Raw genomic sequence first — 17,034 nt, 5'->3', positions numbered from 1 at the left:
TCACCTCACTTTCTAGGGCAGACCGCCCTGAATTAAGTGAAGCACATACGAAAAGGCCCGGTGCTGGAACACCGAGCCAAGAAGAAAAATCAATCTCTCAAAAAGGAGTCTACACCCATGCACCGACCACAAGAAGGCCGCGAGCACTTCCTCAACATTTACCTGCGCATCACTAAGACCCCACCGCTGGACCGGGGCCGCTCCTACTGCGGCACCCACCACGCATAAAAGAGGACCTCTTATGACAAGCACTTCTAAGTACCTCAGCACGGAGGAGGCGTGCGAGCTGCTGCGGTGCAGCCCGGACACGCTGCGCCGCTGGGCCCGCAACAACAACTGGGACCGCATCCGTCCCAGCCGCCGCCACGTCCTTTACCGGCGTGACCAAATCGAAGACCACCTTGAAAAACACACCTACCTAATCCAATAGCCCGACTTAGCAGGCGGGGGAGTGCAAGCCTCCCCGCGGGCACCAGGCCGCTGACCTTCCTGTCTCTGGGGATAGGGCAGGAACCAGCCGGGCCACGTTGAGTCAGAACTGAATAGAGAGCCTATCCCGGCAGAGAACAGTAGCCGGGCCGTGTCCATGTGGGACTACTTGGTGCAGCGAGCATGTGTCTTAGATTGCGATTGACCTGCACCGCCGACAGGCAGAAACCACCCGACCGCCGTAGCGGGCCAAGGGTGTGGCAACACCACGTAACAGGGGCACGAAAAACACTTGGCATGAAGCAGCCACTCACAGGGCGCAAGTCCCTGACATGCCACAGCGGCCACACAACGCCGCATGAATGGAGCTTAGATGACAGACATACAAGTGGTGGGGAACCACGAATACGCAGATGCATTCCCCATGGCGAGTGAAGAAGAGCTAGAAGGACTGGCGGCGTCCATTGCCGCTGTTGGTCTTATTCACCCGATTGTGCTCACCCCAAAGGGCGAAGTCCTCGATGGGCGCAACCGCCTCGCAGCGTGCAAGAAGGCAGGCGTTGAGCCAATCTTTGAGACCCGCGACGGTGACGATGATGACTACAAGGAGTTCGTCATCGGAGCCAACACCACCGGTCGCCGCGAATCCATGACCGTACAGATAGCTGCTGCTTCCACCGCGCTCATCCTTGGGCATGAACGGCGCATCAACGGTCAATGGAAACGGGGTGCGCTGAGCGGAGTTAGCTCGGAATCCCGAGCTAAGGGGAGCTGGACAGAAGCGATCGCCCAGGCCGGTCTCGTCCTTGACGAGCTTGGCCCGGCGCATCTCATTGAGGTGCGTGACGGTGTTCCTTCACTAAATGCGAAGTATGAGCAAGCCCGTAGTCAAAAGGAAGAACGCGAGCAGGCGGAGGCCCGCAAGGTTGAGGCTGAGCGCCAGGCTGAACAACGTGAGCAGCGTGCCCGTGAGTTCTTTGAGAATGATGCTGCCGCCCGTGAGTGGCTGGACTCGAAACCGGAGGGTGCGTTCGCCAACATGCGCGCCGCTTTCTCCGCAATCCAAGAAGAACGCGAAGAAATACGACAAGCCGAAGAAGCCCGCCGCCGCAAGGAAGAAGCAGCAGAACGCGAACGGATTGAAGTTCTTAAGCGGTCTGCCGCGTTCGTGAAGTCCTTTATCTCTGGCTTTGATACCGCGTACACCATCGCCACCGGCCAGCACCACGACAAACAGGGCGTGCTCAACATGCTCGAACCATCAGACAAACAACGATTCATCAACATCATGGAGGCAATGACATGGCCAAAGACCCGTCCCTAGATTCCCTTGACCAACTACTCAACAAGCGCATGACCGCGTTTCGGCATGAGCGCTACGAACCGGGCAACCCCGAACAGATGAAGTGGTTGACCAGGGCTGTGAACTCAGTGTTCGGAGAACTAAGCGCTGAAGAACGTGAACTCCTAGTAAAAGACCTCGTTCTGAGCCGCGCCCGAACCTTGGAGAGTGATGCCACCAAGTCCACTAACTCGCTACTGCGTGATGCGGGCAAGACCGGCCAGTTCCCACTGGATTGGTTCGACGATGCGCACCTTCCTATCTCGTTTGAGCGTATCGACGTAGACGATGACGGCAAGGAGACGAAGACCCGTCTTCGTGTGAAGTTGGGCTATGCAACTGCGGATGATTTCCGTGCGTGGATTGCTACGGAGAAGCGCCGCCTCGACCGCGCTACTGCCGCAAGCGATAACGCTGTGAAGGGGTGCCTCGTGATGATTGATGCGCTTGACCAGCTCAACGTTCCGTATCTAATGCAGACGAAGAACGAGGATGTAGCTTAGCCGAGCTTGCACGGCTTATTTGCGAGTAGCGCTGCTAGTAGCCGCCCCGGTGCGAGGCCGGGGAGCGCACTGGGGTGGGTGTGGAGTGTTACTGGCTCCGTAAGTGAAGGCGACGGGTGGCCCCGCCACTAGCCCACGCCTGCACCCACCCTCATACTCTTCACACGAAAGGAGAAATCATGGCAAACAAGTACGTTCCCGAAGACCTCAGCCTCATGGAAGCAGCCTGCGTCAACTGGGTACTTTCGGCCATTAAGGCCGATATTCTCTCCGGCACGCCCAGCGGCAAAGCCATAGACAAAGCACTTCAGGAAATAGAGAGAAATGCTTACCCCTCAGAATCCGACCCCGATGTTTCATCGTAACTATCTTTGGCGTTTGTGGCCTCTTCATTGCTTGAAGAAATGGCCGGCAATTCTTCTTTCACCAATTCATAGAGATCTTCCCCTGCTTGTTCAAGTGAAGATGAAGCCAAGATAGTGCCAGCAAGCACTACTGAACCAGTAGATTTCTTGAAGAACCCCCAAGCGCCTTCCCGCGCCCTTTGATAGAACCTTTTGTCTTCTTGGGTATCCGCTGCTTCTTCGAGTGCTTCCAAAATGTATTTCAATTCATGGAGGGCATCGATAATTCTGAACTCACCGTAAAGGTCGAGATCTTCGAGGCAACCCCGAAGATGCCGAATGACTCGAATCGAGTGCTCACGCAAAAACCGATGCGTTTCGTCAAGGGTCGAGACCCGGTACAGAAGGACTTCCAGGAAATTAGAGAACTTCTCCGAAGAGCCTTCTTCAAACTTTGGAATTACAAAGTCGAGTAGAGCTGCCACACCTTCCAATTGGTCTAATGGGACCTTCAGAATTCCCGGTTCGCTTCTTTCTCTCCACCCGTGAGGATAGGCAAAAATCGCTGCAGTCCACTGAGGTATGAACTGTTCGTAAACCGTGACAGGAACGCCCTCACGTTTGGCGACTTCAATTGATTCAACGACTTGGTTTAGTCGGGTTACTGCCAACCGATGGTCTGACCAAATCTGAGCAGTTCGACTTTTGAATTGGGAGTTATTTTCACCGTTCTGCTTGTCAAATTTTCTAGCTTCCTTAGCTGTCTCGGTGTGGCCATCAGCCCACCCTAAAAGTTGTTTGTGAAGTAGTTCTGCTGGGTTTGCCATGAGTTCTATTTAACCAGCACACGCAAATGTTTCTTGGTGGGGTGCGCACACCACAAACCACGCACATTCCTCTCATACACAAAGGCCCCCGCGTAGTTTGCAGCAGTCGCGGGGGCCTGCTGCCAGGAAAGGACAACACAATGCAGTCTACCAGGACTTACACAGCGCAAGAAGTAGCAGGAATGCTCGGCGTCGCTTTGAGCACACTGCTGCGCCACACACGCGCCGGGAAACTTCAGGAACTCCACCCAATACAGGTCGGGAACCGAATCGTGTTCCCCCGAACCATCGTTGACCAACTTTTAGGAGACGCAGCATGAAACGACTACTCAAACACTTTTTCCACCGTCGGCACCGCGCCTATACTCCGCGCTTCTACATGATGCGGAGGGGCTAATCGTGTCGAAGTTTGAAATCCCGCTCGACCAGGCAGCGAAAGAATTCTACGAGATTGAGGGCCGCTACCGCGCCCTCTACCAACTCGCCCGCCTCCCCACCACAACCCGCCGGCGCGTCAAAGACGCCGCAGCACAAGCCCACCACCTCGCCCTCATCGCACAGAAAGAAGCAGAAAAACATGGATACTAAGCGTCCGCCCCGCACCACACCAGATGCTCGCCGTATCGCCTACTGGCAGGACATTGCCGCGAAGCGCACCCGACTGTGCTGGGCCACCGGCCTCATGGGCGGAATCGCCGGCTTCGCCTTCCACGCACTCATCAGCATTCCGCCGGTGTGGATGTGAAAACCCGCATCCGCAAAGAACCAGACAGTGGCATTTGGCAGGTGGTGGATGGGCGCTTGATGGTGCCCGCCGCCAACTGGGAAGAAGCAATCCACTTCGTCCACGACATGGGGCAGCACCGCGCCAAGAGTCAAAAGCCCACGAAGATCCAGATTGTTGCTGAAGAGTATCAGCACCTTAAGACAATCCTTGGCCGCAAACTCGCCATACAGCGCCTCGCCACGGTCTACAACGTCACCCCGAAGACCATAGAAAAGTACCTCACGACATGGAACTCACACCGCCACGATTCAACGACGGCAGTTGGTGGGTAAGCATCCCTGACCCGACCGCGTTCAGCACGCGGGTTGAAGCCTTACAGGCCCGCAGCGAGTTCAAAAAGACACACGGGTGCCTCCACGCTGAATGCAACCAACTCGGCACCGACGACCTGGGCCTAGGAGCTGGATTCCGCTTCTGCCCACTGCACGCCCGCAAAGCCCGAAAGATCCTCAACAAGAACATAGGAGCATGATGAACACTCCCAATAAGATGCCGCCGCACTTGACGAGCATCACCCCACACTTCCAGTACATGGAACCACTGATTGAAGAAGCCGACGATGTGATGCAGGCATTCCTCGACCGTGGCCACGACCCCGATATTGCCTGCACACTGACCGATATGACCCTGTCCCGCTACGACGAAAAGAGGGCAAAGTGAGACGCTACGACCCCACCGATAACGAGGACTGGGCACGGTTCCGGCATGGTCGGCTGACTTCCACGGAGCTAGCCCGACTGCACGCCCACCGGAGTGCCGCGTCGTGGCATGCGTTGCGCGACGAAAAAGAACACGGCAGCAAGTTTAAGAAAAACGATTGGACAAGGTGGGGTAATGGCCGCGAACCCTTGCTAGCCCAGGTGCTGATTGATGAGGTGGACTCCCGCCTGGTCTACAACGAGGAACCACAGGTCATCTTCCTGCCGGACGATGACCGCCTCTCGTGCACCCCAGACCTCTACTCCGATGACTTGGAGGTCATTGGGGAGATTAAGACCAGCACGAAGCCGTTTACAGGTGGTCGCTGGCATGAGTGGTGCCCTGACCAGTACTGGTGTCAGATTCAGGCAAACATGCACTACACCGGGGCAGAAGCATGCGCCCTACTCGTGGAAGTGCACGACGACTTTGTTCCGGTCGCCCTCGACCACCAAACCATCACCTATGACCCGAAATTTGCGGCAGAGCTGATGAACACCGCGGGGGAGTGGTTTGCCTGGCTCGACGGCACAACACCCGACTGGATGGGCGAAATCACCAGCCTCGACCAGGTGGATGACGTCACCGACCTCGTCGCGCAGTACGCCATGCTCACCGCCGAGGTAGACGACCGCAAGAAGCGCATCGCGAATCTCAAGGCCGAAATCCTCAAGCTGACCGGCGACTCCCACACCGGCGACTACGGCGGCTACCACCTCACTGTCAGCACCACGCAGCCCAGCAAAGTGTTCGACACCCGCGTATTCAAAGCCGCCCACCCCCACCTCTACAACGAATTCCGCACCAAGACCCGCGCAGGGTCAACCCGACTCACCATCAAGGAGCAATAACAATGACCAACCCGTACACCCTCGAACCCACCCCCACCCCATACCCCATCGAAACCACCACCAATCAGCAAGACATTCAGCCCGCTGCAATGACCCCAGTCAACACCAACGTGCTTGAGCAGCTACAGGCTCAGGCTCAATCATGGGTAGCCGCATCGCAGATTGCGGAACAGCTCGCCAAGACTGACTTTGCAGGCCCATTCAAGGGCAAGCCGAACGACATGGCAGCAGCAATCCTCAAGGGCGCCACTCTAGGAATCCCACCAGAGTCCATCGGCAAATCCATCTACGTCGTCCACGGCACCCCATCGCTCTACGGCAAGGCAGCGCTCGCCATTGCCCTACAGCACGGCTACATCGCAGAAACCATCGAGGACACTCCTACTGCCGTCACGGTGCGCATGACTAGCCCGAAGGGCCAGGAGATGGAAGTTCGATACACCATCGAGCGCGCCACCAAGGAGGGCCTTGTTAAGGGCAATAAGGCTCAGTATGAGACGCGCCCGTCGAAGATGCTGTATTGGAAGTGCATTGGTGAGCTAACTGACCGTATGATTCCGCACCTAACCGGCGGTATGCCCATTAAGGAGGATTGGGAGCAGTCACCCGTGCGAATGACCGCTACTCGTGAGGATGTGCGTGCGAAGGCTGAGACGGCACCGGTACCAGCGTTGACCAAGAAGGAGCCGGAGGTGGTTGATGAAGATGATGATGCACAACTCATTGAGTTGGTACAGCAAACGCTCGCCGAGGCTACTACGCCGGATGATGTAACCGTCTTCGCGGGCAAATTGAAGGAATCAGGGGAAGTACCAAGCAAAGTGATGCAGATGGTCAACGCCCGCTGGGCTGAGCTGGAAGGGGAAAAGTAGATGATTGACACCATCACCATCACCGGTGGTCTGCCCCGTGACGCGGAGCTGCGATTCACCAAGAGCGGTAAGGCCGTCACCAGCTTCACCCTCGCATCGTCGGATAACAAGTTCGACCAGGAAAAGCAGGAATGGGTGAAGTCCCGCGTCCTGTACCTCGACGTCACCATCTGGGACGAGACCAAGAACCAGAATCCGGTGCAGTGGGCGCACCTCGCCGCCGAGCTGAAGAAGGGCGACCAAGTAGCTGTCACCGGCAAGCTGATTACCCGCTCGTGGGAGACCAGGGAGGGGGAGAAGCGCAGCAAGGTTGAGCTTCTTGCCGGCAGCTTCTACAACCAGCCACGCGGACAAGGCGGCGGACAGTCCCAGGCGCAACAGCAGTGGAACAACGCCGCACAGCAAGGCCAAACCGCCCAGTCTGGCGCGTGGGGTCAACCCGCACCAGTAGGCCAAGGCGATCCTCCCTTCTAGGTGGCCGGCATGGATGCCGCCTACTACCAAGAGAAGCTGAAAAAGTTTGAGGGCCTTCTCCTCGCCTACGCCGACGACATCGACCACCTCAAGCACTACAGCAACGATGATCCAACCCCCGCAGAATTACAAGACCTCGGGGCAGCAGACCTAGCCAAAGCCGCCGCACACGTCATAACCCTCATCAGACGAGGTGAGTATTGATGCCCTACGTGGAGATGACAGCGGCAGACCTCCCACACCACAAGGTTTGCCGCGTCGTCCTCAACCCCGACACTCATGACCCCGACCTGGTGCCGGACCGCATCGTCTACGCCACCCAAGAAGGTGACTACGTGTACTGCGCCCAACCCGCATTCCTTGACGCCCTCATCCGCCTATTCCAATCACTAGAGAAAGGAGGAGAAGACGATGCCGCACGACCCTCGTGTGTACGCGGTAATCACTCATGATTTTGCTGATTCTCCGAAGCTTCAAGTGGTGTCTGTGGAGGCCCGCTGGGCACTGCTGGAGATGATTTTGTACTCGTGTCGGATGCAGACGGATGGGGTACTAAGCAAACGGCTAGCAGCTGCTAAGTGGCCGCTTGACGTGTGCTTGGAGCTTGCTTCCAATGATGCCGAAAAACCGTCACTTGTGGAGACCGAAAATGAGTGGATTATTCACGATTTTTTGGAGCATCAGACCTCAAAAGCTCAGATTGAGGCGCGTAGAAAGCAGAAACAGGAGGCTGGGCGTAAGGGCGGATTGGCCCGTGGAGCTGCGAAAACACGCACCGCAAGCAGAAGCCAAGCACGTGCTAAAGCAGGTGCTAAAGCAAGTGCTAAGCAGACACTCAAGCAGAACGGAAGCAAACCTAAAGCAGAAATAAGAAATAAGAAGGGGGGAGGGGGACGCGAAAACAGGGTCGCTAACGCACCAGAAAACAGCGCCGAAACGGCCCCCACCCCTTCAAGTCTCGACGAGTTAGCGGCGGCTCACGCCGCCAGCCAACCCGACCCACGCCGCTGCCCCGACCATCAAGGCCTAGCGCCCGGAGCGGTACCCGCCTGTGGTCAATGCGCCGAAGCTCGACGCGCATACGACGAACGTGTCGAAGCGGAATCTGAAGCTGCCGCGCATGAACGTCGCCAAGCTATCGACGAGTGCAACCTGTGCGATGACAACGGGATGCGCTACGAGGGTGGGGAGGCATGGCGCTGCGACCACAACACCGAAACAGTCCCAAATCGCGGCCCAGCAGCCCCACAGGGCGACCAACACGACGCCCAAGGGCAATCACCCCAAACCACACCCCAAACCCGTCAGACGCGAAAGCAGGCACCATTTTGAGCAGAAACAGAAACAGCGCCAAACAAGCCGGAGCACGCTTTGAACGACAAATCGCCGACTACCTCGCCGCCAACCTCGACGACCGCATAGACCACCGCGTCAAAACCGGAGCGGCAGACAAAGGCGACATCGCCAACGTCCGCGACAGCCACGGAGCACGCATCGTCATCGAATGCAAAGACTACGGCGGACAACTACACCCCGCCCAATGGCTCAAAGAAGCCAACCAAGAAGCCGCCAATGACAACGCCTACGCCGGCATCGTCATCGCCAAACGCAAAGGAACCACCAACCCCGCCCACCAATACGTACTCACCGACCTCGCCACACTCACACGACTACTCAAAGGACCAGGACAATGACCGCTGATGACTACAACGAATTGCGCCGCGATATGCGCAAGGATGACGCCATCCTGCACACCCCGAACCCCGGGAAACCCATCACCCTCACACCGGACGAGCAGCACATGATTGTCGGCGCCATGCGGAACGCCCAAGGCCGCAGCGACTACGTCGTACGCCGCACCACACGCTTCGTCATCGACCACTGGGAAGAGTTGAGCGAGCACACCCGCTGCGTCCTCACCAGCGACGCGGGCCTCGACCTCCACATGCGACGCGAAGAAACCCCGGACCAGGCCGCCCACTACCGCCGCACCAACCCCGACTGGGAAACCTACCTCGACCACCTCCAAAAGGAACAGAAATGACCATCACGAAGCACGAACTCCAGGGCATCCTCGATGAGGCCGGTAGCTACAAGGAGCTGCGCTCGCGCATTGAAAAAATCGCCGGTACCGAGGACAAGGACAAGCAAAGATTCCTCGAAATGATCACTCGGCTTAACGCGGCACTCGCCAAGGCGGCGGGTGTGGAGCCTCTTGAGACTGACCCGAATGTCACCGAGTATCACTGCCTCAAAGGTCTGGGCTACACGGTAGGGGACTTCCTCATCAGAGTGAACGCCTATCTCGAATACCAGGACGTCTCGGCCCTCCAGGTGGTGCGAAGGCGGACGGGTGAGGAAATCGCAGAAATCAAAGTGTATCCACTCGGCCCTGAGGAAGCCGTCGCCCTCGCCGAGGCCTGTGTAAACCACCTCAGCCGCAAGTAAACACACCTCGAAAGGACACAGAAATGACCAACCCTTTTGCTTGCATCGCCAACGACACGGCCCGCCGCTTCACACACCGGGGCATCAACTGTATGACGCAGATGGGGCCGTTCAGCATCAACGGGTATGTCGAGCTACCCGAAGGGCATCCCTGGCTTGATTTCCCCGACACGCTTGAGGTGCACCCGGACATCGAAGTTCACGGCGGAATCACCTACCAGGAGGGCCGCGTAATCGGCTTCGACACCAACCATTTTGGGGATAGACACCACCCCGGTGCTGAGCACGCCTGCCTAACAGGCGAATCTCTGAACATCCTCGGCCGCATCCCCCATACCTGGACGTGGGAGGAAGTCGAAACAGAAACCCGCCGCCTAGCAGACCAAGCAAAGGACACCACCAAATGAGCACACCAACCCGCCAAGAAATCATCGACGCACACGAAGCTCTGCTGGAACTCAGCGGCTTAGCGGAAGAACTCGCGGTGACTGAGGTGGAGACACGGCAGGCGTGGAAGTACCACGCATACATCCTCGCCGCCCTCCCTCCGCTCCCGCGCCCCACCATGGCCGAGGTCGAATGGGACGACGACAAGCACTTCCTTGCGGAAGCAGAACAGTCGATATTAGGGAAAGTGGTCATGCTGGGGCCAAACGAAGACGGCTTTATCAACTTCTGTTTCCTTAGCCGTCGCGAATCTAAATACGATGCTGCGTACCCCAGCACTCTCACCCCGACGGGTCGCCGCTACACACTCACAGAGGTGCAGGATGACTGACCTGAGCACCACCAACCTGAAACGCCTACTGGATGAGGCCGCGCCCGGGCCGTGGCACGTATGGGACGCATACGAGGACGAGGACTACCGCCCCGACACTGCGCTCCAGCTGCACGGCGTAGACGGCGAATACCTGGGACTCATGCACCTCCATAATCCCTACCTCGCCGCCCTCGCCCCGGAACTCGCGGACGAAGTCCTACGGATGAGGCGGGAACTCACCCACATGGTTGAAGACCTAAACAGCATCCACGACAACCCGAATCATTCAGACATGGAATGTCTATTCGCCTTATTCGCCGCCATGAGACTCCGCAGCATCATCGGACACGACAACCTAGGAGACCCCGATGACTAACCTAGACCTGGCCGCGCAGGTCATCATGCTGTGCGTGCAGAAAGGGTACAGCCCCCGCCGCATAGCCGAATCCCTAGCCGACTACGGGCTAATCACCCCAGACCCGCCAGAGCCGCGCATCTTCCTCGACACAGGGGAGCGCGAATGGCACATGGTGGACGGCTACGTCAGCCTAGAAGACGGCATCATCCACGTCATCCACGACGAAACCGACGACGACCGGGAACCAGCAGCACTCAACCCCGACCACTGTGAACTCCGCTTCGCAGACACCACCAAGGCGCGGGAAAACGCTTATGCAATCCTCGCCGCCTGCGAAATGAAGGACACACACGATGAGTAACTATGACCGTGCCCTCAAGGCGCTGGAAGCCGCTCGACGGCCCGGCGACCTCCGCATCCACCCGAATGATGCGGTAGAAGCCCTCGGCCAGGCGGGACTAATCGCGCCAGACCTTCCGGAACCGTCGTGCATCGTAGAAGAACACGGCGAAAAGCGAATCTGTTGGGGCGCGCCCGGCTGCGACATTGAGCTAACGCCCGGGGAAATGATCACTACCTACGAAGCCCAAGCGGGACATGAAATCGAACACGCCCACGCCTACGCCCTCGCCCTACTCGCAGCAGTCAACTACCAGGAGGAAGCATGAGCAACATCGACAAGGCCGTGCAGGTCATTTACGACGAGGTCAACCAAACGTGGGAGCGCGGGGAAATCCTCACAACGGCAGGCGAAGCAGAGCGCCTCGCCAACGCCCTCGCCGACGCGGGACTCCTCGCCCCAGACCTCCCGGCCCCCACGTATGACATGCGAGACCCCAAGTGGCGAGCAGAGCACGAGGAAAGCTGGGATGACCCCAACGCCCCCAGCATCTGGGACGCCACCCCGTTCTTCAGCGTCGGGCTCTTCCCCGGCGACAACACCATCACCGTCTGGGACAACCACGAACCCCTCGAACCCCTCACCATCGACGAAGTGAAGAAGCTCCGGCTCGCACTCCACGCGGCAGAACAAACAGCAAAGGAACAAGCATGAGAGCCCACAAACTCCGCATCAGCCCACGCGGCATAACCCTCGACGGCATTCCACTCCTACACAGTGACGAAGCCCCAACCATCGAAACACTTGGCCCTGACATCCACCTCGTTCACCTCACCATCTACGCCGACCACATCCAACTCGACGGCGACAACCACCACACCCCAGAACCAACACCCATCTATGACCAACTCAAGGAGAAAGCATGAGAACACTGGCAGACATGAGCGAAGAAGAACGCGCCGAATGCGTAGGGATGTGGTGCGACTACCGGCCAGCAGTCGGAACAGCAGACCCAGATGACGCGCCCGAAGAAGTCATCACCACCGTAATCATCAAAGCCGGCAACGACTACGACGCGGACTATGAAGACGAATACGAGGTATTCAGCGCCGCTATCGGGCACGAGCTAGTACAGCCGGAGCAGATCACTCTACGCCCCGACTTACCCCGCGCCTGGGCACCAGACGGCACGCCGCCAGCGGGGGAATGGGAGCACGCCGAATACCTCGGCGACTACAAAGGCATGACCGACGTGTACCACCTCGACGGAGAACCCACACACCGCCGCTGGGTAGGAGAGTGGGAAACCATAGAAGAAGGGGAGGAAGCATGAGCAGGTGGGAAGTACGCAAAATCGGCGTCATGTGGAGCGTCGAAGACGTTGGCGGCAACAACTACGACCTATTTCACCGGTGGGACGAAGCCATGCACTACGCCAACCGAATGGCCCGGATAACCACCATCGAAGACCGCAGCGGTGCGCTCTGCGCACTCACCGCCACAGTCATCAGCCAAAACCGCATCAAGCTCAGAGCAGGCAACGATGTGTTTATCCTCGCATCACACGAATGGAAACCACTAGCGAAATTCCTACTCGCAGCAGCCAAACACCAGGAGAATCAATGAGCGTTGACGAGTTCCAACTCCGCGACCTAGCGAGAGAACTCCGCACCCACTACCAAGAACTGCAAGCCCTCAAACACACAACCCCCAACCCGCCGGAGGTCAAGACCCGCAACAGCATCAAAGGGCTGGGGCCGAAGTCACCGGGGAACTGGCTATGGGTCAACCGCTATGTAGAGATGGAGCAGAACCTGCGGGAACTCTGTCTTAATGCCTTCGGCAAAGACGGAATCGGTATCCACATCGCCGAGTCGGACTTCACCGCGTCAAGACTCTGCGGTCTTATCGCTTGGCATGCGCAGCCTCTATCCGAATTGGACTGGGCCAACGACCTCGCACAAGAACTCCAAGACCAAGCCCACACAATCAACAAGTGGGTCAACCCACCACAAGTTCCCCGCGTCCTCATCCGGCAAGCTGAATCATCAGAACAACTACTCACCGCATCCCACGCCGCCAAAGCAGCAGCGGCAGCAACCGGCAAAAGGATAGACCGAAAGCAGGTCACATATTGGGGCAACGCTGGACACGTCACCATCCACTATGACAACCACGGCAAAGCCTGCTACAAACTAAGCGAAATAGTGGACTACCTGCACAAACAAGAGTAGAATGGTTAGACGTAAGGAACCGGCGATGACGGCCATCATCCCGGTTCATGGCCAGCTAACAAGGAGCTGACAATGGCTAACTCTATTCCTAAGACATACCACCATCAACCCTCGCGGTACGCCACCCTTCGTCGGAAGTACTACATCTGTCCCGACTGCCTCATATGGATTGTCCGGGACCGGGCGAAAGACATGTTTCTTTGCCTACAGTGCGGGCGAAGAGAAACACGTGAAGAGTTTGCCCTAACCCTGAAACGCAACCAGGAAGAGTATGAGCGTAACAACACGGCGCAGAAACTTCTCCGAAAAGCAACTGACTCCATCAGCACTGCCTTGGTTTACTACATCAGGTTCGGAGACCGCATCAAGATAGGAACCACCTACAACCTACATAAACGACTAATCTCAATCCCATGGGACGAAGTTCTACTTACCGAACCAGGCGGCTACAGGCTGGAAGCAGACAGGCATAAGCAATTCGAAAAGTCGAACTATAGAAACGAGTGGTTCTACGCCACCGACGAGCTGATGGACTTCATCGACAAACGCAGAGAAGAACTGCGGGAATACAACCAAGACTATTGGATTTGTATGGGAGAGTTCCCGTGGCCTTATGGAATTGGCATCCCGAAGCGCCAAGGCATGAACCGACACACTCAGGACAATCTAATATTTTTAGCGGATCAGTATGGATATTCCGTGAGCTAGTGTGAATTATCCACACATGTGCTATGCTTCGCATTGAGCGAAATCTACATACACGCTCAACGAACTTTAACCCTCAACGCAAGTTGGGGGTTCTCGTCGTTTTGGGGCGCACTGCATCTACAACTACGACCGCTAGATACAGGTTTGTTACACCCCGCGCCCCAACATTCACGCCTTACCGCCACCCCTCAACACTTTTGACCGAGCTGGGGTTTTCGAATGCAACACGAGGGGCGCAGGCCGCCGGCTCACGACCGGAGTAAGGCACAAGAACAAGGGAGGTGACTGTGACCCTCATCGTTGTCACCGGACCACCAGCAGCAGGCAAGACCACCTACGTGGCCGAACATGCCAAACCTGGTGATATTCGCATCGACCTTGACCACCTCGCCAACACACTCGCGGGCGAAGACCAGGACAATCATGAGCACGCCGCGCACATCCTTACCGTGGCCAAAGCAGCGCGGCAAGCAGCTATAGACGCCGCAATCAAGCAGGACGCCACTGTGTGGCTTATCCACACCAAGCCCACGCCTAAGCAGCTGGACAACTACCGCGCCCTGGGTGCGACCATCCACGAAATCGACCCAGGCAAAGACGTGGTGATGAAACGCTGCAAAGCCGAGCGACCCAAAGGCTCACTGTTTGCAGCCGCCAAGTGGTACGACAACAAACCAGCAGCGAAGAAGAGCACTCATGAGCGCGGCTACGGACACCAGCATCAGCAACAGCGCCGCCGACTCCTCGCGCAGCTCAAAGATGGCTCGCCATGCCCAGAATGCGGCAAACCAATGTTTAAGGCCGCAGCCAAGAACTTCGATGGCGCGGCACTCGAAGCCGACCACGGGCCAGGCAGCGCGTTGAAATACGCCCAGGACAAACAGCGCACGAAAGCCACACGGCTGCTACACCGCACCTGCAACCGCAGCGGCGGCGCATGGGACAAACCAAAGAAGGGGAGGCCCGCAGGCGGCAAACCAGCAGGCCACGGCTTCATCTGGGCATGACCAACTTAATGAAACCCGCCACCAATAATCTTAGGCGGGTTGGTCGCCTGACTCCGCCCCGTCTGCCCTCGAGTCAGCCCGTCTCTCTCCCCACGTAACGCCGGATTTTTCGGGCCTGTGTGGCTCTCTGACGGCCTTTTAGCGATGGAGGTAATAAATGAGTCTTGAAGACCTTGAGAAGGCGTTAGGTGGCGACGGTGATTTAAACGAGTTCGATGCTCGTGCGGTCGCGATTGTGGCTCAGTTGATTGGTCGTGTGCGTGAGGCCCGCGAGATTATCGCTGCTGAGGGGCCTGTTGCTGCGAAGGAGTCGGGGGAGCCGATTGAGCATCCGGCTGTGAAGGTGGAGCGTATGGCTTCGGCGGAGATTAGGGGGTGGGTGAAGGAGCGCCCTGACCTATTTGGGCAGCGTTCTGGCTCGTCGGGGGCTGATTCAGCCTCGAAGGTGGATAAGTTCGGGGGTTTCAAGCTGGTGAAGTAGGTAGTGGAGGTGTCTGGTGGCTAAACCTGCGTGGTTGATTGGGTGTCAGACGCCTACACGGCAGCATGTACCTGTTGGTGATGCTGAGTTTGCGGAGCGCGCTTGTGAGTTTGTCCGTTGGGCTGGCCTGAGCTTGTACCCGTGGCAGGAAGACCTGCTGCGCGATGCGTTGCTGCAGACTGATGAGGGTATGTGGTCCTCGCGTGAGGTTGTGGTGTCACTTGCTCGCCAGAACGGCAAGGGCGAGGTCCTTGTTGCCCTAGAGTTGGTGGCTATTTACCTGTGTGGTGCGGAGCGCATCATGCATTCGGCGCACTTTCTGGATACAGCTATGGATGCGCGTGACCGCCTGTGGGATGTGATTGAGGCGAATCCTGCGCTCATGGAGTGGTGGGAGGATGAGCACCCGGGGGAGTACCCGAAACCGGTACTTGGTAATGGCAAGGACGCTATCAAGTTTCCGAACAAGGCGAAGATTTATTATCGCACGCGCACTAAAAAGACCGGTCGAGGTTTGTCGTTTGACTGGCTGATTTTCGATGAGTGTTTTGACCTCCCCAATGAGGTTTATGCGGCGATGAATAACACGACGAAGGCGCGCCCTAACGCGCAGAAGGTGTTCATCTCGTCGCCGGTGAATATTCGTGAGCATTTCCACGGGGCGATTTTCTCTGCGAAGCGGTGGGCTGCTTTGGATGGTGTGGACGGCATGCTGTTTAAGGAGTGGTGCCGTGAGGAGGGGGACGATCCGTTTGAGGAGTCGACGTGGGTGAAGGCGAATCCGTCGTTGGTGAATGAGCCGCGCCCTGGTGTGCAGTTGGATGAGGTGCGTTCTGAGGCTGCTTCGGCGCGGTCGTCGGAAGCACTTCTTGAGCCGTTCCTGGTGGAGACGTTGGGCCAGGGTGAGTGGGTGCCGCGTGACGGTGACGTGGTTGATGACTTTGTTCCGGTGGTCGATTTCGAGGCGTGGTCTGCTGCGTCGGCGTTGATGCCGTCGTCGTTGGGGGAGTCGTGTTTGGCGGTGGATGTGACCCCGGATGGTGAGTCTGTTGGTGTGGTGTCTGCCGCTCAGTGGAGTGACAAGGTTTATTTGTCTCTGGCGCCGTATGAGGAGTTTGACCGTGGCCTGGTGGTTGAGAAGGTCGCTAGCACTGTGAAGCTTAATGACCCGTCGGCGGTTGTGTTGGACCCGTCTGGCCAGTGCTCAACACTGGTCGAGCCGATGCGGGGTATTGGCGTCGCCCCGGAGACGTTGAGCGGTTCGCAGGTGTCGAAGGCGTATGAGTTGTTTCTGCGCATGTGGGCGGAGAAGCGGATTGCGCATGATGGTTCGCCGCGTTGGTTGGATGCGTTGGGTGTGGCGCAGGAGCGTTCTAAGAATGGTCGGTATCGCAGCCTTGATCGTTACTCAGGTGATGTGACTGTGCTTGTGGCCGCGTCGCTTGCTGTTTGGGGGCTGCAAGAGTTCGGCATCGGCAATGTTGAGGTTGAGGTGAAGCGAACACGTCATTACGTGAGCTCGGCGCGTGCTGTGAAGAAGCAGCGTCGTGTGTCTGAGATGAGTTTCTAA

General features: G+C 57.5%; 32 protein-coding genes. 31 read left to right on the top strand and 1 reads right to left on the bottom strand.

Features of this window, described 5'->3' with window-relative positions:
* Positions 1–241: 241 nt before the first annotated feature.
* From ACLI1P_RS09330 to ACLI1P_RS09315, 4 genes are all read left to right on the top strand, one after another.
* Positions 242–430, top strand: a complete 189-nt coding sequence (locus tag ACLI1P_RS09330; RefSeq protein WP_408930796.1) for a helix-turn-helix domain-containing protein — start codon at positions 242–244, stop codon at positions 428–430.
* A gap of 372 nt (positions 431–802) precedes the next feature.
* Positions 803–1,753 (top strand): ParB N-terminal domain-containing protein, encoded by a 951-nt coding sequence (locus ACLI1P_RS09325; RefSeq protein ID WP_411708670.1) that lies wholly within the window; start codon positions 803–805, stop codon positions 1,751–1,753.
* Complete coding sequence (locus ACLI1P_RS09320; protein WP_411708669.1) at positions 1,732–2,274, top strand: hypothetical protein; 543 nt, start codon at positions 1,732–1,734, stop codon at positions 2,272–2,274. The genes ACLI1P_RS09325 and ACLI1P_RS09320 overlap by 22 nt, the downstream gene beginning before the upstream one ends.
* Before the next feature lie 179 nt (positions 2,275–2,453).
* Positions 2,454–2,639, top strand: coding sequence for a hypothetical protein (locus tag ACLI1P_RS09315; RefSeq protein ID WP_411708668.1), 186 nt, complete (start codon positions 2,454–2,456; stop codon positions 2,637–2,639).
* Here the strand turns inward: ACLI1P_RS09315 and ACLI1P_RS09310 are convergent.
* On the bottom strand, positions 2,603–3,445 hold the full coding sequence (locus ACLI1P_RS09310) for a hypothetical protein (protein WP_411708667.1): 843 nt from the start codon (positions 3,443–3,445) through the stop codon (positions 2,603–2,605). The genes ACLI1P_RS09315 and ACLI1P_RS09310 overlap by 37 nt on opposite strands.
* Before the next feature lie 26 nt (positions 3,446–3,471).
* Between ACLI1P_RS09310 and ACLI1P_RS09305 the strand changes: the two genes are divergently transcribed.
* The 27 genes from ACLI1P_RS09305 (at position 3,472) to ACLI1P_RS09175 (ending at position 17,034) form a co-directional block, all read left to right on the top strand.
* Complete coding sequence (locus ACLI1P_RS09305) at positions 3,472–3,765, top strand: helix-turn-helix domain-containing protein (protein WP_411708666.1); 294 nt, start codon at positions 3,472–3,474, stop codon at positions 3,763–3,765.
* Positions 3,766–3,844: 79 nt separating this feature from the next.
* Positions 3,845–4,033 carry a hypothetical protein gene (locus ACLI1P_RS09300; protein WP_408931099.1) on the top strand — a complete coding sequence of 63 codons (189 nt, stop codon included), beginning with the start codon at positions 3,845–3,847 and terminating at the stop codon, positions 4,031–4,033.
* Entirely contained in the window at positions 4,023–4,190 is a 168-nt protein-coding gene (locus ACLI1P_RS09295) for a hypothetical protein (RefSeq protein WP_408931100.1), read from the top strand. Before ACLI1P_RS09300 ends, ACLI1P_RS09295 begins: the two co-directional genes overlap by 11 nt.
* A complete protein-coding gene (locus ACLI1P_RS09290) occupies positions 4,181–4,504 on the top strand; it encodes a hypothetical protein (RefSeq protein ID WP_411708665.1) in 324 nt (107 codons plus the stop codon). Before ACLI1P_RS09295 ends, ACLI1P_RS09290 begins: the two co-directional genes overlap by 10 nt.
* Before the next feature lie 199 nt (positions 4,505–4,703).
* Positions 4,704–4,892, top strand: coding sequence for a hypothetical protein (locus ACLI1P_RS09285; protein WP_411708664.1), 189 nt, complete (start codon positions 4,704–4,706; stop codon positions 4,890–4,892).
* Positions 4,889–5,782: a YqaJ viral recombinase family protein gene (locus tag ACLI1P_RS09280; protein ID WP_411708663.1), complete on the top strand. Its 894-nt coding sequence runs from the start codon at positions 4,889–4,891 to the stop codon at positions 5,780–5,782. Before ACLI1P_RS09285 ends, ACLI1P_RS09280 begins: the two co-directional genes overlap by 4 nt.
* A gap of 2 nt (positions 5,783–5,784) precedes the next feature.
* Positions 5,785–6,654, top strand: a complete 870-nt coding sequence (locus ACLI1P_RS09275; protein WP_408931104.1) for a hypothetical protein — start codon at positions 5,785–5,787, stop codon at positions 6,652–6,654.
* A complete protein-coding gene (gene ssb, locus ACLI1P_RS09270) occupies positions 6,655–7,128 on the top strand; it encodes a single-stranded DNA-binding protein (RefSeq protein ID WP_411708662.1) in 474 nt (157 codons plus the stop codon).
* Between the two features lie 9 nt (positions 7,129–7,137).
* The gene (locus tag ACLI1P_RS09265; protein WP_411708661.1) at positions 7,138–7,332 is read left to right on the top strand and encodes a hypothetical protein; all 195 of its coding nucleotides are present in this window, start codon (positions 7,138–7,140) and stop codon (positions 7,330–7,332) included.
* A 207-nt stretch (positions 7,333–7,539) separates the two neighbouring features.
* The gene (locus tag ACLI1P_RS09260) at positions 7,540–8,460 is read left to right on the top strand and encodes a hypothetical protein (RefSeq protein ID WP_411708660.1); all 921 of its coding nucleotides are present in this window, start codon (positions 7,540–7,542) and stop codon (positions 8,458–8,460) included.
* On the top strand, positions 8,457–8,822 hold the full coding sequence (locus ACLI1P_RS09255) for a restriction endonuclease (protein ID WP_411708659.1): 366 nt from the start codon (positions 8,457–8,459) through the stop codon (positions 8,820–8,822). Before ACLI1P_RS09260 ends, ACLI1P_RS09255 begins: the two co-directional genes overlap by 4 nt.
* Positions 8,819–9,172 carry a hypothetical protein gene (locus ACLI1P_RS09250; protein WP_411708658.1) on the top strand — a complete coding sequence of 118 codons (354 nt, stop codon included), beginning with the start codon at positions 8,819–8,821 and terminating at the stop codon, positions 9,170–9,172. Before ACLI1P_RS09255 ends, ACLI1P_RS09250 begins: the two co-directional genes overlap by 4 nt.
* Positions 9,169–9,576, top strand: a complete 408-nt coding sequence (locus ACLI1P_RS09245; RefSeq protein WP_411708657.1) for a hypothetical protein — start codon at positions 9,169–9,171, stop codon at positions 9,574–9,576. Before ACLI1P_RS09250 ends, ACLI1P_RS09245 begins: the two co-directional genes overlap by 4 nt.
* Positions 9,577–9,599: 23 nt before the next feature.
* Positions 9,600–9,983 carry a hypothetical protein gene (locus ACLI1P_RS09240; protein ID WP_411708656.1) on the top strand — a complete coding sequence of 128 codons (384 nt, stop codon included), beginning with the start codon at positions 9,600–9,602 and terminating at the stop codon, positions 9,981–9,983.
* Positions 9,980–10,354 carry a hypothetical protein gene (locus ACLI1P_RS09235; protein ID WP_411708655.1) on the top strand — a complete coding sequence of 125 codons (375 nt, stop codon included), beginning with the start codon at positions 9,980–9,982 and terminating at the stop codon, positions 10,352–10,354. Before ACLI1P_RS09240 ends, ACLI1P_RS09235 begins: the two co-directional genes overlap by 4 nt.
* Positions 10,347–10,712 (top strand): hypothetical protein, encoded by a 366-nt coding sequence (locus ACLI1P_RS09230; RefSeq protein ID WP_411708654.1) that lies wholly within the window; start codon positions 10,347–10,349, stop codon positions 10,710–10,712. Before ACLI1P_RS09235 ends, ACLI1P_RS09230 begins: the two co-directional genes overlap by 8 nt.
* Positions 10,705–11,055 carry a hypothetical protein gene (locus ACLI1P_RS09225; protein WP_411708653.1) on the top strand — a complete coding sequence of 117 codons (351 nt, stop codon included), beginning with the start codon at positions 10,705–10,707 and terminating at the stop codon, positions 11,053–11,055. The genes ACLI1P_RS09230 and ACLI1P_RS09225 overlap by 8 nt, the downstream gene beginning before the upstream one ends.
* Positions 11,048–11,362, top strand: coding sequence for a hypothetical protein (locus tag ACLI1P_RS09220; protein ID WP_411708652.1), 315 nt, complete (start codon positions 11,048–11,050; stop codon positions 11,360–11,362). The genes ACLI1P_RS09225 and ACLI1P_RS09220 overlap by 8 nt, the downstream gene beginning before the upstream one ends.
* The gene (locus tag ACLI1P_RS09215; RefSeq protein WP_408931118.1) at positions 11,359–11,748 is read left to right on the top strand and encodes a hypothetical protein; all 390 of its coding nucleotides are present in this window, start codon (positions 11,359–11,361) and stop codon (positions 11,746–11,748) included. Before ACLI1P_RS09220 ends, ACLI1P_RS09215 begins: the two co-directional genes overlap by 4 nt.
* A complete protein-coding gene (locus ACLI1P_RS09210; RefSeq protein ID WP_411708651.1) occupies positions 11,745–11,960 on the top strand; it encodes a hypothetical protein in 216 nt (71 codons plus the stop codon). Before ACLI1P_RS09215 ends, ACLI1P_RS09210 begins: the two co-directional genes overlap by 4 nt.
* Positions 11,961–11,974: 14 nt before the next feature.
* Positions 11,975–12,367 carry a hypothetical protein gene (locus ACLI1P_RS09205; protein WP_411708650.1) on the top strand — a complete coding sequence of 131 codons (393 nt, stop codon included), beginning with the start codon at positions 11,975–11,977 and terminating at the stop codon, positions 12,365–12,367.
* Positions 12,364–12,660 carry a hypothetical protein gene (locus tag ACLI1P_RS09200; RefSeq protein ID WP_411708649.1) on the top strand — a complete coding sequence of 99 codons (297 nt, stop codon included), beginning with the start codon at positions 12,364–12,366 and terminating at the stop codon, positions 12,658–12,660. Before ACLI1P_RS09205 ends, ACLI1P_RS09200 begins: the two co-directional genes overlap by 4 nt.
* The gene (locus ACLI1P_RS09195; protein ID WP_411708648.1) at positions 12,657–13,268 is read left to right on the top strand and encodes a hypothetical protein; all 612 of its coding nucleotides are present in this window, start codon (positions 12,657–12,659) and stop codon (positions 13,266–13,268) included. Before ACLI1P_RS09200 ends, ACLI1P_RS09195 begins: the two co-directional genes overlap by 4 nt.
* A gap of 72 nt (positions 13,269–13,340) precedes the next feature.
* The gene (locus ACLI1P_RS09190; protein WP_411708647.1) at positions 13,341–13,976 is read left to right on the top strand and encodes a hypothetical protein; all 636 of its coding nucleotides are present in this window, start codon (positions 13,341–13,343) and stop codon (positions 13,974–13,976) included.
* Positions 13,977–14,263: 287 nt separating this feature from the next.
* Positions 14,264–14,983, top strand: a complete 720-nt coding sequence (locus ACLI1P_RS09185) for an AAA family ATPase (RefSeq protein WP_411708646.1) — start codon at positions 14,264–14,266, stop codon at positions 14,981–14,983.
* Positions 14,984–15,140: 157 nt separating this feature from the next.
* Positions 15,141–15,464, top strand: coding sequence for a P27 family phage terminase small subunit (locus ACLI1P_RS09180; protein ID WP_411708645.1), 324 nt, complete (start codon positions 15,141–15,143; stop codon positions 15,462–15,464).
* 16 nt (positions 15,465–15,480) lie between these two features.
* Positions 15,481–17,034, top strand: coding sequence for a hypothetical protein (locus ACLI1P_RS09175; RefSeq protein ID WP_411708644.1), 1,554 nt, complete (start codon positions 15,481–15,483; stop codon positions 17,032–17,034).

Source organism: Corynebacterium tardum (genome assembly GCF_046717785.1).
Lineage (GTDB): Bacteria > Actinomycetota > Actinomycetes > Mycobacteriales > Mycobacteriaceae > Corynebacterium.
The sequence above is the reverse complement of the archived record's forward strand: the minus strand, read 5'-3'. Positions and strand labels throughout refer to the sequence as shown.

Bases quoted from the DNA above. Each gene is read 5' to 3' on its own strand.
- ACLI1P_RS09330 (WP_408930796.1), top strand. From the start codon at position 242: ATGACAAGCACTTCTAAGTACCTCAGCACGGAGGAGGCGTGCGAGCTG.
- ACLI1P_RS09325 (WP_411708670.1), top strand. From the start codon at position 803: ATGACAGACATACAAGTGGTGGGGAACCACGAATACGCAGATGCATTC.
- ACLI1P_RS09320 (WP_411708669.1), top strand. From the start codon at position 1,732: ATGGCCAAAGACCCGTCCCTAGATTCCCTTGACCAACTACTCAACAAG.
- ACLI1P_RS09315 (WP_411708668.1), top strand. From the start codon at position 2,454: ATGGCAAACAAGTACGTTCCCGAAGACCTCAGCCTCATGGAAGCAGCC.
- ACLI1P_RS09310 (WP_411708667.1), bottom strand. From the start codon at position 3,445: ATGGCAAACCCAGCAGAACTACTTCACAAACAACTTTTAGGGTGGGCT.
- ACLI1P_RS09305 (WP_411708666.1), top strand. From the start codon at position 3,472: ATGTTTCTTGGTGGGGTGCGCACACCACAAACCACGCACATTCCTCTC.
- ACLI1P_RS09295 (WP_408931100.1), top strand. From the start codon at position 4,023: ATGGATACTAAGCGTCCGCCCCGCACCACACCAGATGCTCGCCGTATC.
- ACLI1P_RS09285 (WP_411708664.1), top strand. From the start codon at position 4,704: ATGAACACTCCCAATAAGATGCCGCCGCACTTGACGAGCATCACCCCA.
- ACLI1P_RS09275 (WP_408931104.1), top strand. From the start codon at position 5,785: ATGACCAACCCGTACACCCTCGAACCCACCCCCACCCCATACCCCATC.
- ssb (WP_411708662.1), top strand. From the start codon at position 6,655: ATGATTGACACCATCACCATCACCGGTGGTCTGCCCCGTGACGCGGAG.
- ACLI1P_RS09265 (WP_411708661.1), top strand. From the start codon at position 7,138: ATGGATGCCGCCTACTACCAAGAGAAGCTGAAAAAGTTTGAGGGCCTT.
- ACLI1P_RS09260 (WP_411708660.1), top strand. From the start codon at position 7,540: ATGCCGCACGACCCTCGTGTGTACGCGGTAATCACTCATGATTTTGCT.
- ACLI1P_RS09250 (WP_411708658.1), top strand. From the start codon at position 8,819: ATGACCGCTGATGACTACAACGAATTGCGCCGCGATATGCGCAAGGAT.
- ACLI1P_RS09245 (WP_411708657.1), top strand. From the start codon at position 9,169: ATGACCATCACGAAGCACGAACTCCAGGGCATCCTCGATGAGGCCGGT.
- ACLI1P_RS09240 (WP_411708656.1), top strand. From the start codon at position 9,600: ATGACCAACCCTTTTGCTTGCATCGCCAACGACACGGCCCGCCGCTTC.
- ACLI1P_RS09235 (WP_411708655.1), top strand. From the start codon at position 9,980: ATGAGCACACCAACCCGCCAAGAAATCATCGACGCACACGAAGCTCTG.
- ACLI1P_RS09230 (WP_411708654.1), top strand. From the start codon at position 10,347: ATGACTGACCTGAGCACCACCAACCTGAAACGCCTACTGGATGAGGCC.
- ACLI1P_RS09225 (WP_411708653.1), top strand. From the start codon at position 10,705: ATGACTAACCTAGACCTGGCCGCGCAGGTCATCATGCTGTGCGTGCAG.
- ACLI1P_RS09220 (WP_411708652.1), top strand. From the start codon at position 11,048: ATGAGTAACTATGACCGTGCCCTCAAGGCGCTGGAAGCCGCTCGACGG.
- ACLI1P_RS09215 (WP_408931118.1), top strand. From the start codon at position 11,359: ATGAGCAACATCGACAAGGCCGTGCAGGTCATTTACGACGAGGTCAAC.
- ACLI1P_RS09210 (WP_411708651.1), top strand. From the start codon at position 11,745: ATGAGAGCCCACAAACTCCGCATCAGCCCACGCGGCATAACCCTCGAC.
- ACLI1P_RS09205 (WP_411708650.1), top strand. From the start codon at position 11,975: ATGAGCGAAGAAGAACGCGCCGAATGCGTAGGGATGTGGTGCGACTAC.
- ACLI1P_RS09200 (WP_411708649.1), top strand. From the start codon at position 12,364: ATGAGCAGGTGGGAAGTACGCAAAATCGGCGTCATGTGGAGCGTCGAA.
- ACLI1P_RS09195 (WP_411708648.1), top strand. From the start codon at position 12,657: ATGAGCGTTGACGAGTTCCAACTCCGCGACCTAGCGAGAGAACTCCGC.
- ACLI1P_RS09190 (WP_411708647.1), top strand. From the start codon at position 13,341: ATGGCTAACTCTATTCCTAAGACATACCACCATCAACCCTCGCGGTAC.
- ACLI1P_RS09180 (WP_411708645.1), top strand. From the start codon at position 15,141: ATGAGTCTTGAAGACCTTGAGAAGGCGTTAGGTGGCGACGGTGATTTA.